This is a genomic window from Flavobacterium hauense, assembly GCF_054457175.1.
Genome location: NZ_JBTKVX010000011.1, coordinates 54,015 through 69,796 on the forward strand (window position 1 = coordinate 54,015; position 15,782 = coordinate 69,796).

A 15,782-nucleotide genomic window follows, 5' to 3' on the forward strand; every position below is an offset into this window, starting at 1 on the left:
CAGCTCCGCCCCCCCGGGTGTGCCTGTGCAGGAGTGAGCCGTTTTCCCATTCCCATTAAACCTCAAAAAAAGAAAAGAGAGAAAGAGAAAAAAAACTAAATCAAAATGTCTCCTTATGAAGGACTTTTTTTGGTTAGTTTTTTTGGGAAGATATTTAAGGATATTTATTGGGGATGTTTATTATATATCTTAGTTATAATATCTTTATATAGGTCGTGGTACAAATTGGAAAACAATCCAAAGACAGAAGCAAATACAGTCACAAGGCAATGGACAGGAACCCTCAGGGAGATTATTACCAGTTCACAAGGGTTTTAACCGATTCCGTTTATAACTACCTGATAATTTGAGTTTTATTTTTTTTTCTTAAGCAAATGGTCAAGCAAAAACCCAGGAATTTGTTAATTGGCTGTTGGGAATCAAAGGGTTATGAGATATGTAAAACATCTGATAATCATATAATTACACATAGTGAACGCTACCCGTATCGCATAGCGTAAGGCTACCCTTAAGGGTTGGGTTAAGGCTGGCTTAAGTCAAATGAAAGCGTTGGGTTATTTCAAAACCTCATTAACCTTACCCACCACAGACTCAGGAGTAATGGTACGCATGGCATCTGCGTAACCTTCAACAATTTTATTACCGTAAATGGATGTTGGCAATAAAGGATATCGGTTTCTGTCAGATGTAAGGGTGTAATCATTCGGCTGATTGAATGGTGCAAAGCCTGCATACGGATGGGTCGCCCCCCAAAGGGTAATGACTTTAACGCCAAGCATTGCTGCTATATGGGCATTACCGCTATCCATGCTCAGCATAAGGTCGAGATGGCTTATCAGGTTAAGTTCCTCTGCGAGTTTCAGTTTTCCGGCTGTAACTATGATGTTGTTTTTGCCATTGGCAAATGCCTCAAGTTGTGCGGTTTCGGCTGCACCTCCGCCAAAAAGGAAAAGGGTATAATCCGGGTTGGCAGCAAGTCCGTTTATCACTTCCTGCATCAAATCCTGCGGATAAACCTTGCCCTGGTGCTGTGCAAAAGGCGCAATACCTATCCACTTACCTGTTTTAACTCCGGCAATTGCCGATACTTCTGTCGAAAGTAGTTTTTTCTCAGGAAAAACAGGATGCGTTAGGTCTATCGGGAAGCCCAGTTTTTCAAACGTCTGCCTGTGCCTTTCAACTATTGGCGTAAGCTGCCTGAAAACCTTATTTTCAGTCCTTGTAAGCGCTTTTTTCTCATCACGAGCCTTATCGGTTGTTGCAGTAGGTTTTCCACTAAGGAAGAAGAGTTTTGTAACGATTTTTGAGCGCAGTACATTGTGCAGGTCGGCAACGGCATCGATGTTCAATGCGCGCAGTTCCCTGTACAGTTTTAGCAGCCCGAAAAACCCTTTGTGCCTGCCGTTAACATCGGCGGCATAAAAAGTTATATTAGGAATATCGTCAAAGAATGGCTCAAAGAAAGCCTTAGAGAGTACCGTAATTTTCACGCTGGGGTACTGAGCAACTAAGGCTCTCAGCAGCGGAACCGTCATTGCGACGTCTCCCATTGCCGAAAGCCTTATTACCAGTATATTTTTGGTTCCTGACATCAATCAGGTATTATTTCTTGTTTTGGTACAATACCGGGTTTAATTCCTCGTCGTTGTACATTTTCATCTGCTTGTACACCTTCATGAATTTATCGCCATTGGCAATATCCGTGATAAGGTCATCAATAGCAGTTGTCAGGTCTTTTTTCTGCTCCAGAAGTACGTTCAGCTTCTCATTGCATTTTGCCCTGTGATCTTCAGATGCATCCTCACGGGTAGCCTCTTCATTCATATGGTATATCTTAAGCGCAAGGATCGACAATCTGTCAAGCGCCCATGCCGGACTTTCAGAATTGATCTTAGCGCCGTCTTTTACCGCTACGTTGCCGTATTGCTGTAAAAAATAACTGTCTATGTATTCTACCATGTCCGTACGCACCTGGTTAGAAGCGTCAATCTTTCTCTTAAGTACAAGTGCCTCTACAGGATCGATCTCCGGGTTACGGATAATATCCTCATAATGCCATTGTACTGTATCTACCCAGTTTTTTGCATAAAGCAAATGCTCTATCTGATCCTTAGCATACGGATTGCTAATAGGCTGGTCTACGCTGTCATATTTATGATAGTCGTTAATGCTCTGCTCAAATATTGGGAAAGCGATCTTAGAAAACATAATGTAATTGTTTATTGTGTTCTGCAAATATAGGAGTAATACTTGTAACCTGCTAACGGACTACTTATAACTGCGATGCAAACAGGAACACGGCTATAAGCACAATAAGGCCAAGTACTACTTCTTTAAACCATTTATTTTCCTGGCTCTCAAAGTAATTAGCACCCATAATGGCAAGCGGCGCAAAGGTAAACACCAGGAAGCTGTTGTTCTTACCCGCCGAAAGCACATATACACCAACGCCTATCAGAAAAGAATATATAATCTTTTTATGGGATGACTGAAGGTTAAGCGGCTTGCTGGTAATCGAAAATATATACGGAAATGCAAACAGCACAACAATAGACGAATATACCGCAAGCGCAATATTCTGGTAGATATTTTCGAAATAAGTAAAGTCAAAGCTGATGGCAATATTCTCGGATATGGTCTCAAAAAAACCTTCTCCCACAATAAGCCCAACCATAAGGTACAGCACCGATACCGCAAAAAATGCGATAAAAGGTATCAGCCAGTTTCTGTAATCACGCGACACGTGAAAGATAATCGATATGAACACAAGGCCTATGTAGGCAATGCACCAAAAGTGGAATATTGCCGCAGCAAATATCCAGAAGGAGGCATCGAATATCTTTTCTTTTGGCGTGATGAGCGACTGCAGCGATATTAGCCTGCGTAGTGCCAGCAAAAGAAAAAAGTTGGAAATAATGATGTTGATATTGACCAGCGTAGTGGGAAATAATATCAAAAACACCATAAAAAGGAACATGGCATAGGTATTTGCCTTGCTCAGCACATTACGTCGCGTAATAAAATTTGTAAGGAACAGCGCTCCTGCCAAAAGCAGCAGAAGCCCCGCCTTTTGTGCCATCAGCAGGTAGTTTTGTGTCCAGGCCGGGTCTTTATATAAGTACAAAAAGTAACTTAAAATAAGGACCGCGCCTATTAAAACGTAATTTACAGGTCTGGATTTATTAAAAACACTTGCTAGCATGTGAATATTTTATACTTTTGTGACAGTAAATATAATACTTGTTTAAAAATGAAAGCATTTTTCGAAGCGATAGGCTACCTGTTTACAGACATCCTGTTTTTGCCATTAAACTTTTTCCGCAGCCTTGAGCTAGATAACTGGTGGCTGGCAAACATCATAACATGGATCTTTATCCTTATCTGTTGTGCAGCTACAATGTACTGGCTAAAACAGCTTAAAATATTCAAGCAAAACAACGAAGACGATCAGGATACTACGGCTCACTCTTTCTTATCATAAGTCAAAGCCGATATCTTTTCTAAAATACATCTTATCAAAGCTTAGTTTATCTATGTTTTGGTAAGATTTTTTTATGGCCTCTTTAAAGTCATTCCCATAAGAAGTTACTGCTATTACACGGCCTCCGCTGGTTACCACGTTTCCGTTGTCCAGTTTTGTTCCGGCATGGAAAGCGATAGAACCCTCTACATTTTCAAGACCCGATATTACCATCCCTTTATCATAATCTTCAGGATATCCGCCCGACACTACCATGATGGTTGTCGCCGATCTCTCATCGATCTCAAAATCGACTTTATCAAGCTCCTGAGCAGCCACCGCATTAAATACCTCTACAAGGTCAGATTTTAGCCTCGGGATTACCACTTCGGTTTCCGGGTCACCCATCCTTACGTTATACTCAATAACAAGCGGTTCTCCGCCTACATTAAACAGGCCAATAAATATAAAGCCTTTGTAGTCTATATTAGCGTTCTTAAGCCCTTCAATCGTTGGCTTAACGATACGAGTCTCTATTTTTTCCATGAACGCAGCATCAGCAAACGGAACCGGCGATACGGCACCCATACCTCCCGTGTTAAGACCTGTATCTCCTTCGCCAATGCGCTTGTAATCTTTTGCCGTAGGCAATATCTTATAGTTCTTTCCGTCAGTAATTACAAAGCAACTAAGTTCAATACCATCAAGAAATTCTTCTATAACAACTTTAGTACTTGCCTGGCCAAATTTTTCGCCCACAAGCATATTTCTAAGCTCATCCTGAGCCTCCTCAAGATCCTGGATAACAAGAACTCCTTTACCCGCAGCAAGTCCATCTGCTTTTAATACATAAGGCGCTTTAAGCGTGGTAAGGAATGTACAGCCCTCCTCTACGCTTTCTTTAGTAAAACTCTCATAAGCAGGAGTAGGAATATTGTTCTTTACCATGAACTGCTTTGCAAATTCCTTACTCCCTTCCAGCTGCGCGCCTACTTTAGACGGGCCAATAACCGGAATATCTTTTAAGTCGGCATCTTTCTTAAAGAAGTCATAGATCCCTTTTACTAACGGATCTTCAGGACCTACCACAACCATATTTACTTCTTCCTGAAGTACAAAGCTTTTTATCGATTCAAAATCCAGTGGATTCATGTTTACGTTTACCGCAATACCGGCAGTACCGGCATTTCCAGGAGCAACAAATAATTTATCGCAAAGTGGGCTTTGCAGCATTTTCCATGCCAGTGCATGCTCTCTTCCTCCTGATCCTAGTAATAAAATTTTCATATGCTTAGATTATTTTGTTGTCTAATAGGCCTTTTCATCGCCAAACATGCCCACAACAGTTTGTAAAATTATCTTTATATCTAATAGTATCGACCAGTTCTCTATATAGAAAACGTCATATCTGATACGGTTTATCATGTCTTCATCGCCGGTAATCTCGCCCCTGAAGCCTTTTACCTGCGCCAGTCCCGTAATTCCGGGCTTTACAGTATGCCTTGCCCCATATTTTTTAATCTTAACGCTATAGCGGTGATTAATGGAGTAGATGTGCGGCCTGGGCCCTACCACCGACATATCACCCTTTAGCACATTCAGGAACTGTGGCAGCTCGTCTATACTTGTCTTCCTGATAAATTTGCCCACTTTTGTAACCCTTGGGTCATTTTTTACAGCCAGCTTATCCATTTGGTCGTTTATCTGCATTGACCTGAATTTATAGCACGAAAACTCTTTTTCGTTAATTCCGGCCCTTATCTGTTTATAAAACACCGGCCCTCTGGACTCAAGCCTTATAAGCAGCGCCATTATTGGCGTTAGCCAGGACAACACCAGCAATGTTACCAAAAACGCAAAGCCTATATCAAAAATTCGCTTTACAAAAATAGCCACGGGCTCGTGCAGCGGCGTTTTGCGTAAAGATAATACCGGAAAAGACTCATAATAATCTATTACAAGGTTTCTGGAAAAAATCTGTTTGGTATCCGGAATGAACTTTAGTGTTTTATCATTGGCATCACAAAATGCTACCAGTTCCCTTACCTTTAGATTGCTTACCTCATTTAGCGAACAGTATATTTCATCTACGGCATTTTCTGTAATGAACCCCTCAATTTCCGCTACTTTCCCTGTCATGGCAACATTATCATGTCGCCTGTCTGAAAAGAAGCCCATGAACTTATAGCCGTAATCAGGATTGTTTTCAAAAAAATCTTTCAGCCGTAACGATTCCGGAGTGTATCCTATAATAATGGTTTTTCTAATATTGCTTCCACCAAGCCTGTATTTTTTAAGGTACAGGAACATTGCAAATTTAAAGATTGTTACGCTTAAAAAAACGGTAAATCCATAAAGAAGTATTGGCTCACTTTCAAAGGCAACATATTTCGCAAATGGAAAAAATGCTATTACAGTAAGTAGGTAAACCAACGCCTGCTTTACAAGCCTCGACAGTATTTTTGTTTCGGGTGTATAACGATATGTTTCATAAAATGCCGAAAAATAAGCCACAAGGCTCCATGATATTGCTGCGTAAGCACCAAAATGCAGATAATTTACATTGAGATCCCTGAAAAAATAAAATGGAAGCCCAAGCACTATCGTCAGATCAAAGACGATGCTGATGGGTCTTAAAAATTTAGAATATCTTCCCCTGCCTGATGAACTCATTATTATCGAATATAATCTGAAAAATCTTTATGTTCCTCTTTAAGGAGTTCCTCATGCGAAAGCGATTTAAAATACTCGTAAGTTATCTTCATCCCTTCGGCACGGCCTATTTTTGGCTCCCAGCCTAATAGTTCTTTTGCTTTGGTGATATCCGGCTGGCGCTGAAGAGGGTCGTTTACAGGCAGAGGGCGGTATACTACCGTTTGGTCTGTCCCTGTAAGCTTAATGATCTCCTCGGCAAAATCTTTTATAGTAATCTCATCCGGATTACCAATGTTTACCGGATAAATATAGTCTGAATGCAACAACCTGAATATACCTTCGACCTGATCGTCTATGTAGCAAAAAGAACGTGTCTGCATACCGTCTCCAAAGATGGTAAGGTCTTCGCCTCTAAGTGCCTGCCCGATGAATGCCGGAATAACACGGCCATCGTTCAGCCTCATTCTTGGGCCATAGGTATTAAATATTCTTACTATCCTGGTTTCAACACCGTGAAAGGTGTGATATGCCATGGTTATCGATTCCTGAAAACGCTTTGCTTCGTCATACACGCCGCGTGGGCCAATGGTATTTACATTACCGTAATAATCTTCAGACTGTGGATGCACCAATGGATCTCCATATACTTCAGATGTCGATGCGATAAGTATGCGTGCTTTTTTAACCCTTGCCAATCCAAGAAGGTTGTGCGTGCCCAAAGAGCCCACCTTAAGTGTCTGGATAGGTATCTTCAAATAATCTATAGGGCTTGCGGGCGATGCAAAATGCAATATATAGTCCAGGTCTCCGGGTATGTTTACAAATTTTGTAACATCATGGTGATAAAACTCAAAATTAGCAAGTTTAAAAAGATGCTCAATATTTTTAAGATCACCTGTTATCAGGTTATCCATGCCTATAACAAAGTAACCTTCTTTTATAAACCTGTCACATAAGTGTGATCCCAAAAAACCCGCTGCTCCTGTTATGAGTATTCTTTTCATTATATTGATTTTTCAGACCGTTCCGGCAGTTTTATATTAAAAAGGCAGTATAACAATATAAAAAGAACTATACCTCTCTGCCTCCATAAAAAAGATTCCGTCAAAAGTAAGGCTATCATAAGAATTGCAAAAGCAATATGAACAAAATCTTTTGCCGCAAACGAATTTTTAAGGTTTATAAACAGCATTACAAGCAGTAAAAGGAGTCCTGCAACACCAAGATCTGAAAAGACCTCTAAATACTGATTATGATAGTTTTGGCGTGCATACCTGTGATTAAGGTACCCGCCCTCAAAAACGTTATGCTCGGCCGATTTTTCTTCTATTTTCTTCATCGAAGCATTAAGTCCATAACCTACCCATACCATAGGGTCTTCCTGCAGCAGCTCTTTAAAGATTCGCGCCTGGTATACCCTAAAAGCAGTGCCATTAAAATAATCATTTTCGTTAAACCTTTCTTTAGACCATGCTTCCTGCACTGTTACATTATGCAATGGCAGATTTGCTTTTGCCACCATTTCCATCTCAGGAATTTTTGAGGTGTATTCCGCAGGAAATATGTCGCTTTTTTTAGAAGCATAAATAAATCCGGCTGTAAGCGCCAGAAAAAACAATGTTCTTACAATTTTGGATTTTCCTGATACCCTCGAAAAAAAAGCCACATAGACCACCGTAAGCAAAATATCAATCGCAATAATTGTTTTCACCAATAGCAGGCTTAGCATTGCCGAAATGATAACCAACCCAAAATAGTCAAAAAAACGTTTGTTCTTGACCGACAGGAAGTAAAAATAGGCTACAGAAAAGATCGCCGAAAGATATAATGCTGATACCTGCGGCGTCGCAAGCTCATTATGAAAAAACACATTTTCATCGGCCGTTTCAATAAATCTTACCGCAGCTCTTATAAAGTAAAACAGAGCAAAAAAACACATTATAATGCTGATGCTCTTTAATATTGATCGCCTGCTTATATTCAGAATCTTCCTGTTGAAGAAGAATGCTATAGGAATAAAGAACAACGCCGCTTCTTTACTCAGTGCCTTTATGGTAGCTTTTGTATCTATAGACCAGGTAAACGAGATAACCATGAGCAAATAGAGGAGAATAGGGATCAACAGGATATATTTGCCTGCAACATCCTGCTTTCGGTAAGAAAGGAACGAATATAATACAAAAAGTACTATCGCAAGGCTATTGTAGGCATAGCCAAATGGCAGGGTTGTAAATATGAAAACTATGAAAAACGACAATAACTTTTTACTGGGCGCAAGCCCTATCCGTCTTAATAAAAAACTGTTTGTCGATTTATAATTTGCTGTCATTTTTTATATGATTTGTGCCTGTTTTTTTGCTGCCGCATTTCTGTATATGGACTCCAGGTGGACAATGTTTTTATTTACATCAAAATGTTTCGAGAAAAAAGAAATCGCATTTTGCGAAAAAGTAGCATTAAGTTCCTTATCATCAAGAAGATTAATGATCTTATTGGCATACAACTCCGGACTCTCTTCCTTAATTACAAATCCGTTTACATTATCGATAATCAAATCCCTGTTACCATCGCAATCGCTCACTACACATGCCTTGCTCAGTGCTATGGCTTCTATCACCGAATAGGGTAATCCTTCATATCGTGATGCTGAAACATATACCTTCGCGTTTTTTACAATGTTAAACACATCTTCACGCGCTGTCCACGGTAACATGGTAATATTCTTTTCAAGCCCTAAGTCAGCTATAAGCTTAGTAATGACATCAAGATCTTCAGAGTGATAACCCACACCCATTAGCACAAGATGTATGTCGTGTCTTTTTTTAATCTCACCTATCGTTCTTATGAGTAAATCGGTATTCTTTTGATATGAAGGCCTGCCTACGGTACAAATGTACTCGTCAGGCCATGTTTTAGCTATCGAAAGCGGCTGAATGGTGGTTATCGGCTTTATGCTATTATTATAAAGCAATACTTTTTCTGGGCTGAAGCCTACTTCTGTTATAGCTCTTTGCTTTTCAGATTCTGAAGTAGCCACTATGCTTCCGTTAGTGCTCCTGAAAAATTTCTCTATCGCCAGATAAATTTTACGCTTCTTGCTATTGTTTGTACTGAGGTAAGAAAAGGCGTGCGGCGTGTAGACCGAAGGTGTACCGCTTAACAGCCCGGCAACCCTCCCTATAACCCCTCCTTTGGCGCTGTGTGCGTGGATAACATGGGGTTTTTCCTTACGGATAATTTTGCACGTGTTAACTATCGCCTTAATGTCTTTTATCAAAGATATTTCCCTGAAAAAAGGGATTTTATAACTTTTTACAGCATTGCCCTTATTGTCCAGAAAAGGATTGTTGTTGTCATTAAAACCCTGAATTATCACGGTCTCAAAGTTATCTGAACTGATATTGTCTACTATCAGCCTTACTGCCACATCGACTCCCCCAACAGCATGCAGTACATGCATAACTTTAATTTTCATTTACCGGTATTTTTCTCATCAATAGCAAAGCGCCAAAGATACTAAAAAAGTAACTACCCATTTGTCTGTGCAACACGTTCTCTACCAGCATGAACAGCAGCATAGCTATAATGATAGCTGTATAGGCAAAGTCGCCCTTAACCTGCAAAAATAAAGCGATTATGAAACCGCCAAACAGCAGTATGCCTATCAGTCCCGTTGTAAGGTAAAAATCGATGAACTGGTTGTGTGAGTTGAATCTTTCGGCCCTGTAGTACTCGTTCTTATCCTGATTGTCCGTTATTGTTTCCGTATAGCAGTCTACATACCGATCCTCGACTATCGTGTTATCAGGATAACCGGTTACGGGATTAAAATCGTCGCGTTGCGAAAGCTCATAGGCACAGGGCCATATTATTAACCTTGGCTCATAATCCATTGCAACCTGCATCGACTCTTTTAAGAAGAAACGGTCGGCAATATTTTTATTAAAAAAGAATATGGCTGCCGTGAGTGAAATGAATGCTATAATAAGCACCAGCCTGATCTTTCTTGTAACCGGAAGATAAAAAAGTATATACAACAATGTCAGTACGATCAGGCTAAGGAAAGATATCCTTGCCGCAATCAGCAAGATAAAGGCCACCGATACAATGCTACAGGCTATAAGCAGCTTTTTATGGCGCGGATAGTACTTTATAAGATCCAGAGAGAAAATTGTCCCCGCAACCGCAAAAAAACCGGCATAAGGCCTTTCGAGCAGTATCAGGGTATTAACGACCTCCCCTATGCCAAACGGAAGCACGCCATGAGAGATATAATAACGACCTACCAGCACAAACGTCCCTGCTACAAGCAGCATGGTACCCACTACTACACCTGCCTTAACGACCTGTACATTCCTTACTTTCAGGAATAATACCGGTATAAAAAAAAGTATAATGTATTTTTTGTAGATGTTCCATTCGGCAAACAGGCTCCCGGTAATTGCCGCTTTAATAAAAAAATAACATAAGAATCCATAAAGCAATATAAACGGCAAGCTTTTAAGGCGTCTGAAGTCTACGCCTTTAATACCAACAATAAAGCTTATGGCAATGACAGCAATCACAATATTAGGTGCCGCCTTAGATAACGGCAGTACAACCAGCAATAGTGCAAAGAGGTAATCGTATGCTTTATTAAGCTGCATCTTCAAAAGTTTATTATTTTTTAATAATTTTCTTAGTAATGGTCTGTTGACTTTTAAGATTTCTAAACTCCATTATATAAACTCCTGATGATAAAAATGAAATATTTAAATTATATACCTCTTCTGTAAGTTTATCTTTTAAAATCTCATTCCCATTCATGTCAAATAAGCTAAATTCTTCGAATATAATTTTAGGATTATTTATAGTCATATTGTCAATAACAGGGTTGGGAGTAATCGATATTTTTAATGCACCCTCGTCAATTTCAATATCATTAGATATATCCGAGGTTTTCATTGAAATAGAATTGCAGTTTGAATTCGAATTTTCATCAAATCCATCAATCCATCCCTGAAAAGTTCCATGTGGCTGATTACCAAAAGAAAGACCTGTTGTAAGATCCATTGCTCTTAAGGCTCCACCTGTGTAAGAGGTATTAATAAATAACACGTCTGTTTTTGCCGATTTGAATTTACCGATACAAAGTTTATCATTACTGTCTAACCAACCTGAAAAAGTTCCTGAAGCATTAGTATTACATCCTCCAGATGTTGCATATGTGGCGCAAAAAGGGGATGTGTTTGTAAATGGATCAAAAACCCTTATTGCTCCACCAGAAGCAGAAGAGGTATTTGCAAGGATAAATTCTTTTTTTGCATCTCCCGTAACATCTGCAACAAATATCCTATCACAACTCTCAAGCCAACCACTAAAACTACTATTTGTAATATTATAAATATCTGTCCCAGATCCAGTCAGGTTAATAGCTCTAAGACTATTACCTGTTGTGTTTGTATTCACCATGACCATATCAGCCGCGCCATTATTATTAACGTCTGTAATGATAATCCTGTCATTTGCATCAAGCCAGTTACTAAAAGTCGCTGTTCCGGCAGAATGTGATTTAGAAAAAAGAGTGTTTCCGCTTCCCGTAAGTTCAACCACCCTTACAGCCCCTCCTGAATAAGATGAATTGATCAGTATTAGCTCATCTTTATTATCTCCATTTGTATCTGCTACAAACATTTTATCATTATCATCTATCCATCCGGAAAAAGTTCCATGAGGCATTGAAAATAGTGTTTGCGTAGTCGCAATATCCATTACCCTTATAGCTGTACCTGCTACATCTCTATTAAAAAAAATCAGTTCATCTTTATTATCCCCATTTGTATCTCCAAAAAACATTCTGTCCTGACCATCAACCCAACCTTCAAGAGTCGCTCCAAACTCAGTTGGGCTCAGATATTTTTTAAATGCTCCATTACTTAAATCAACAGCTAATAAGTCAGGTCTGCTACTTCCTGTAGTCTGAAAGTTCATTAGTACCAGTTCTTTTATTCCATCACCGTCAATATCTGCTAAGTACGAACGATCTCCTTCATCAAGCCATCCGTCTAATTTACCTACAGGAATGGTAAAAATAGTTTGGCCATTTTGTACATCTATAACTCTTATGCTACCGGAACTTGTGCAATATTCCGAATTAATTAAGATTAGCTCTTCCTTTCCATCTCCGTTAACATCTGTAACAAAAGTCTTATCATTCACAGCCGGATTATTATTACATAAATCGCCATCATTTATACCTGAAAGAGTTTTAAATCCATTTTCCTGCCAATAAGGATATAAACTGCATTCAGTAACACTACTCATATCTAAAAATTTAGGCTTGTATACTTTTACATAATCAATTTCAAAATTATATGGAAATTGGTTATTTAATAACTCTGCCTCTTCATTATAAATGAAAGATCCGATATTCAAAATAATATTCATGCCTTTCAATTCATGTATAAAATCAATCTTATTATTCCCCGAAATATTAGTGTGTCTATTTACCGTTTTTACCTTAACTCCATCTTTGTAAAAAACCATTTCATTACCACTCCAATAGCACCCATAAGTATGCCATCCGTTCCCAATACTAAGGGGCTCGTCTGCTTTACTATAAAGATCATCATGAGGTAAAAGATAATCATTACATTTTCCAAAGTATAGGTTTACCTTATATTTCTGCTCTCCGCCTGTAAAATACTCACCTGATGAAGTCCCCTTGTTATGGCTTTCAAATATGTCAATTTCAGAATAACAGGTTCCAGTACAACCGGATGCAGAATATAACCAAAAATTAGATCCAAATCCATGATAATTTTTACCGGTTGGTGCGTTGGTAATTCTGCATTTTATTTCATAATAACCAAATCTAAGTTTCTGTTTGCTTGACAGCATAGGCGGCTTAGTAAACTTCCAATGTAGGTTTTTGATGTCGCTATTTGATCCAAAATCAGTTGTAGCAAATGTGCCAACTTGATTAGCCTGTATGGCATCAACTTCAGAATCAGTAACACCCAATCCATGCCATTTAATATTTTGTTTAATATAATATTTAAAATAGGCTAATCTTTGCTCCTCGGTTAATATACTGGTATCTCCTCCTAAGGGAGAGCTGCAGCCAAAACCACTAGTATTGTCTACATTGCAAGGAAACCAAGTCAACCAATAATCTGGGCTCAGGTTGGGTTCAAAAGCGTTGCCAAGAAATATATTTTTTGTTTCTTTTTTTACACTTAATGTCATGATACTGTTCGAAAAAGTTATATTATTTTCTGACTCGTATGCCCGACTACCCAAATGCCCTATTGAAGGCGATCCTACCAAATCCCATTTACCGTTTACAGGATCTTTCATTGCCGCAACACTGGTCCAGTTGAACTCATCATCAAAAACAAGCTCCCAATTCGCATTACTTGATCCGGTTGGAAGCGAATAATTTAACTGCCCGAAACACAAGAAATTATTTAAAAACAATATTGTAAAAATTAAAAGTATTTTTTTCATGATCTTTTGATTTTTTTTATAAATGTTATCAGCTTTTGCGGTATTAAATATATTATCGTATTTCTTACAAGCCCATACACTGGATAGAACCCTAAATGAAAATTATCACGAATAACTTTTAAACGGCTGGTTACCTGTTGTTTTCTCTTGGTAATAGATATTCCCGAAGGGTTGATTTCGTAGTTAATTAAAAACTGCTGTATATTTGCTGTCTTATATTTTTGAGAAATTTTAAAAAAATAAGCATAATCCTCCGCCGCCGGGTAATTTAGCGGATAAAACCCCTCTTCTTTGACAATCGCTGTCCTAAACATAACACTGGGATGCATGAACATAGAATTTAAAAACATCTTGTTCCTAATGTCATCGCTATTCTGCGGCATTATGATGTTAAACAAGAATTTGCCTTCCGGACTTACAGCAATAACATTTGATCCTACCAAAGCAATATCCTGATGAGTATCTAAAAAAGATTCCTGAATCTCAAATCTTTTACCTATACAAACGTCATCGCTATCAAGACGTGCTACATACTCATATCCTTTTGCTACTATATATTCAAGCCCGGTATTTAAAGCATGCTCTATGCCTTTATTTACCTCAAGATATATATATTTTACAGTGCCTTTTGCCTTGAAAGCATTATTGATCACGTTTTCATCTATAAGTGCTTTCCTGCTTCCATCATCTACAATAAGTACATCAATCTTTTCAGACGCCTCGATGGAGGCAAGGGAACGGTTTAATCCTTCGGGATTATTATAATGGGGAATTAACAGTACTGATTTGCTCATTAATAGTTCTGTTTTTAGTGTTTAATCGAATGAGTATTGCCAAACAAAGCCAAAACCCATACATTCTTAAAGAATCAATTTGTAACCAATTAATTGAAAGTCCTGAAAAAGATACTAAAAGTATAATACCTATAATCTTTTCATCGTCGGTTCTTGAACGTGACATAAATCTGGACTCTTTTATTGTAAAATATAAAAGGAATATAAAAAGTAATGTGCCTACAATTCCCGTCTCAGCTAACAGCCTTGTAAAAAGATTGTAACCTGGCGGGAAAGATTTTTCATTAGGATTCATATACCACAACCTGAATTCATAATTGTCGCTTGTTGCCCACCCGGGATAATGATGCCTGCTATGATAGGTTTGCTGACCAAAACCGACGCCCTCTATAGGATTTTCTTCCCATACTTTCAGGGATGCATACTGCATACCGAAACGGGATTTATTAGATACGCTCTTGGTTAGATTATCTTTAAAATTAAGTGATTCGAGTTTTGTCCCTACCGACTTTATAACTTTTTCGGCATTAAACGCGAGCAGTACCACAGCACCAAAAAAAATAAATGCAACGGCATACCCCAGGTATTTACGATAGTTTGCTGTTTTGTAAAGAAAAGAAAGGAATATAGCAAGCTGAACAAATATAACAAGCAATGCTGTTCTTGATCCTGAGTAATAGGTTAATACCAAAATTGCGAGGGTTGGCAAAAACTTGTACCATTTGTTTTCTGTCAAAATATAACTGAACATCCACCCCGCTATAGTAATAAGATAAATGGCAAGGAAAGGCGGCTCGTATGAAATAGACGATATCCTGTCCTGATGCACTTTTACTTCAATAAAGGGAAGGTAACTGAACAAGTCTAAAACAGACATAGCGGCAGATATATGGAAGACTGTAACTAATGTTTCAAAAAAACCGTATACCGATGCCACTATGAGCGAATAAAAAAATACTTTCCTGATCTGTAATAATATTTCTTTGGCAGTCATGTTCTTTATAACATTCCAATACAATAAAAAGAACACCATACAGGAAAGCAAAAGCGAAAAGTATTGCCTTATAAAACGGTTAACCCCTCCTGTTTGCTTAAAATAGTTTTCAAGAACCGACGGAAAATTAAGCAGTGTACATATAATACACCATGCCAAAAAGAGCAAAAGCAGATGAAAATGAAAATTCTTTATCGGAACACCTATTTTTCCACTGGCTATAAGAACAACAAAACCTGCCAGAAAAAAGAAAGCGCCGGCCTCATTCTGAAATTCTCCCAATGCAGGAATACCCTCAAATTCATTGAAGGCAAAGAAGAATAATCCCAGGAAAAATAATATAGTATATATTTTTTTTAGCATTCTTGCTTATTTTAATCTCTTATTAGCT

At 38.5% G+C, this 15,782-nt stretch carries 13 protein-coding genes; 1 reads left to right on the forward strand and 12 read right to left on the reverse strand.

Features of this window, described 5'->3' with window-relative positions; translation table 11 throughout:
• Nucleotides 1-554: 554 nt before the first annotated feature.
• The 3 genes from ACX0HA_RS09730 to ACX0HA_RS09740 all read right to left on the reverse strand — a co-directional run bounded on the left by ACX0HA_RS09730 (nucleotide 555) and on the right by ACX0HA_RS09740 (nucleotide 3,079).
• Nucleotides 555-1,592, reverse strand: a complete 1,038-nt coding sequence (locus tag ACX0HA_RS09730; RefSeq protein ID WP_458845083.1) for a glycosyltransferase family 9 protein — start codon at nucleotides 1,590-1,592, stop codon at nucleotides 555-557.
• Between the two features lie 10 nt (nucleotides 1,593-1,602).
• Entirely contained in the window at nucleotides 1,603-2,208 is a 606-nt protein-coding gene (locus tag ACX0HA_RS09735; protein WP_458845084.1) for a DUF4254 domain-containing protein, read from the reverse strand.
• A gap of 64 nt (nucleotides 2,209-2,272) precedes the next feature.
• Nucleotides 2,273-3,079 (reverse strand): DUF6427 family protein, encoded by an 807-nt coding sequence (locus tag ACX0HA_RS09740; RefSeq protein WP_458845085.1) that lies wholly within the window; start codon nucleotides 3,077-3,079, stop codon nucleotides 2,273-2,275.
• Nucleotides 3,080-3,250: 171 nt separating this feature from the next.
• Between ACX0HA_RS09740 and ACX0HA_RS09745 the strand changes: the two genes are divergently transcribed.
• On the forward strand, nucleotides 3,251-3,481 hold the full coding sequence (locus ACX0HA_RS09745) for a DUF6341 family protein (RefSeq protein ID WP_458845086.1): 231 nt from the start codon (nucleotides 3,251-3,253) through the stop codon (nucleotides 3,479-3,481).
• Here the strand turns inward: ACX0HA_RS09745 and purD are convergent.
• From purD to ACX0HA_RS09790, 9 genes are read right to left on the reverse strand one after another with little or no spacing between them, the layout of a single operon-like run.
• Nucleotides 3,476-4,747 carry a phosphoribosylamine--glycine ligase gene (purD, locus tag ACX0HA_RS09750; protein ID WP_458845087.1) on the reverse strand — a complete coding sequence of 424 codons (1,272 nt, stop codon included), beginning with the start codon at nucleotides 4,745-4,747 and terminating at the stop codon, nucleotides 3,476-3,478. The two genes, ACX0HA_RS09745 and purD, sit on opposite strands and share 6 nt — an antisense overlap.
• Nucleotides 4,748-4,768: 21 nt before the next feature.
• Nucleotides 4,769-6,133 carry an undecaprenyl-phosphate glucose phosphotransferase gene (locus tag ACX0HA_RS09755; RefSeq protein ID WP_458845088.1) on the reverse strand — a complete coding sequence of 455 codons (1,365 nt, stop codon included), beginning with the start codon at nucleotides 6,131-6,133 and terminating at the stop codon, nucleotides 4,769-4,771.
• 2 nt (nucleotides 6,134-6,135) lie between these two features.
• The gene (locus ACX0HA_RS09760; protein WP_458845089.1) at nucleotides 6,136-7,119 is read right to left on the reverse strand and encodes a UDP-glucuronic acid decarboxylase family protein; all 984 of its coding nucleotides are present in this window, start codon (nucleotides 7,117-7,119) and stop codon (nucleotides 6,136-6,138) included.
• The gene (locus tag ACX0HA_RS09765; protein ID WP_458845090.1) at nucleotides 7,119-8,444 is read right to left on the reverse strand and encodes a hypothetical protein; all 1,326 of its coding nucleotides are present in this window, start codon (nucleotides 8,442-8,444) and stop codon (nucleotides 7,119-7,121) included. The genes ACX0HA_RS09760 and ACX0HA_RS09765 overlap by 1 nt, the downstream gene beginning before the upstream one ends.
• Before the next feature lie 3 nt (nucleotides 8,445-8,447).
• Complete coding sequence (locus tag ACX0HA_RS09770; RefSeq protein WP_458845091.1) at nucleotides 8,448-9,590, reverse strand: glycosyltransferase; 1,143 nt, start codon at nucleotides 9,588-9,590, stop codon at nucleotides 8,448-8,450.
• Nucleotides 9,580-10,761 carry an O-antigen ligase family protein gene (locus ACX0HA_RS09775; RefSeq protein ID WP_458845092.1) on the reverse strand — a complete coding sequence of 394 codons (1,182 nt, stop codon included), beginning with the start codon at nucleotides 10,759-10,761 and terminating at the stop codon, nucleotides 9,580-9,582. The genes ACX0HA_RS09770 and ACX0HA_RS09775 overlap by 11 nt, the downstream gene beginning before the upstream one ends.
• Before the next feature lie 13 nt (nucleotides 10,762-10,774).
• Complete coding sequence (locus tag ACX0HA_RS09780; RefSeq protein WP_458845093.1) at nucleotides 10,775-13,603, reverse strand: family 16 glycosylhydrolase; 2,829 nt, start codon at nucleotides 13,601-13,603, stop codon at nucleotides 10,775-10,777.
• Entirely contained in the window at nucleotides 13,600-14,397 is a 798-nt protein-coding gene (locus ACX0HA_RS09785) for a glycosyltransferase (RefSeq protein ID WP_458845094.1), read from the reverse strand. Before ACX0HA_RS09785 ends, ACX0HA_RS09780 begins: the two co-directional genes overlap by 4 nt.
• Nucleotides 14,363-15,754 carry an O-antigen ligase family protein gene (locus ACX0HA_RS09790; RefSeq protein ID WP_458845095.1) on the reverse strand — a complete coding sequence of 464 codons (1,392 nt, stop codon included), beginning with the start codon at nucleotides 15,752-15,754 and terminating at the stop codon, nucleotides 14,363-14,365. The genes ACX0HA_RS09785 and ACX0HA_RS09790 overlap by 35 nt, the downstream gene beginning before the upstream one ends.
• Nucleotides 15,755-15,782 lie beyond the last annotated feature (28 nt).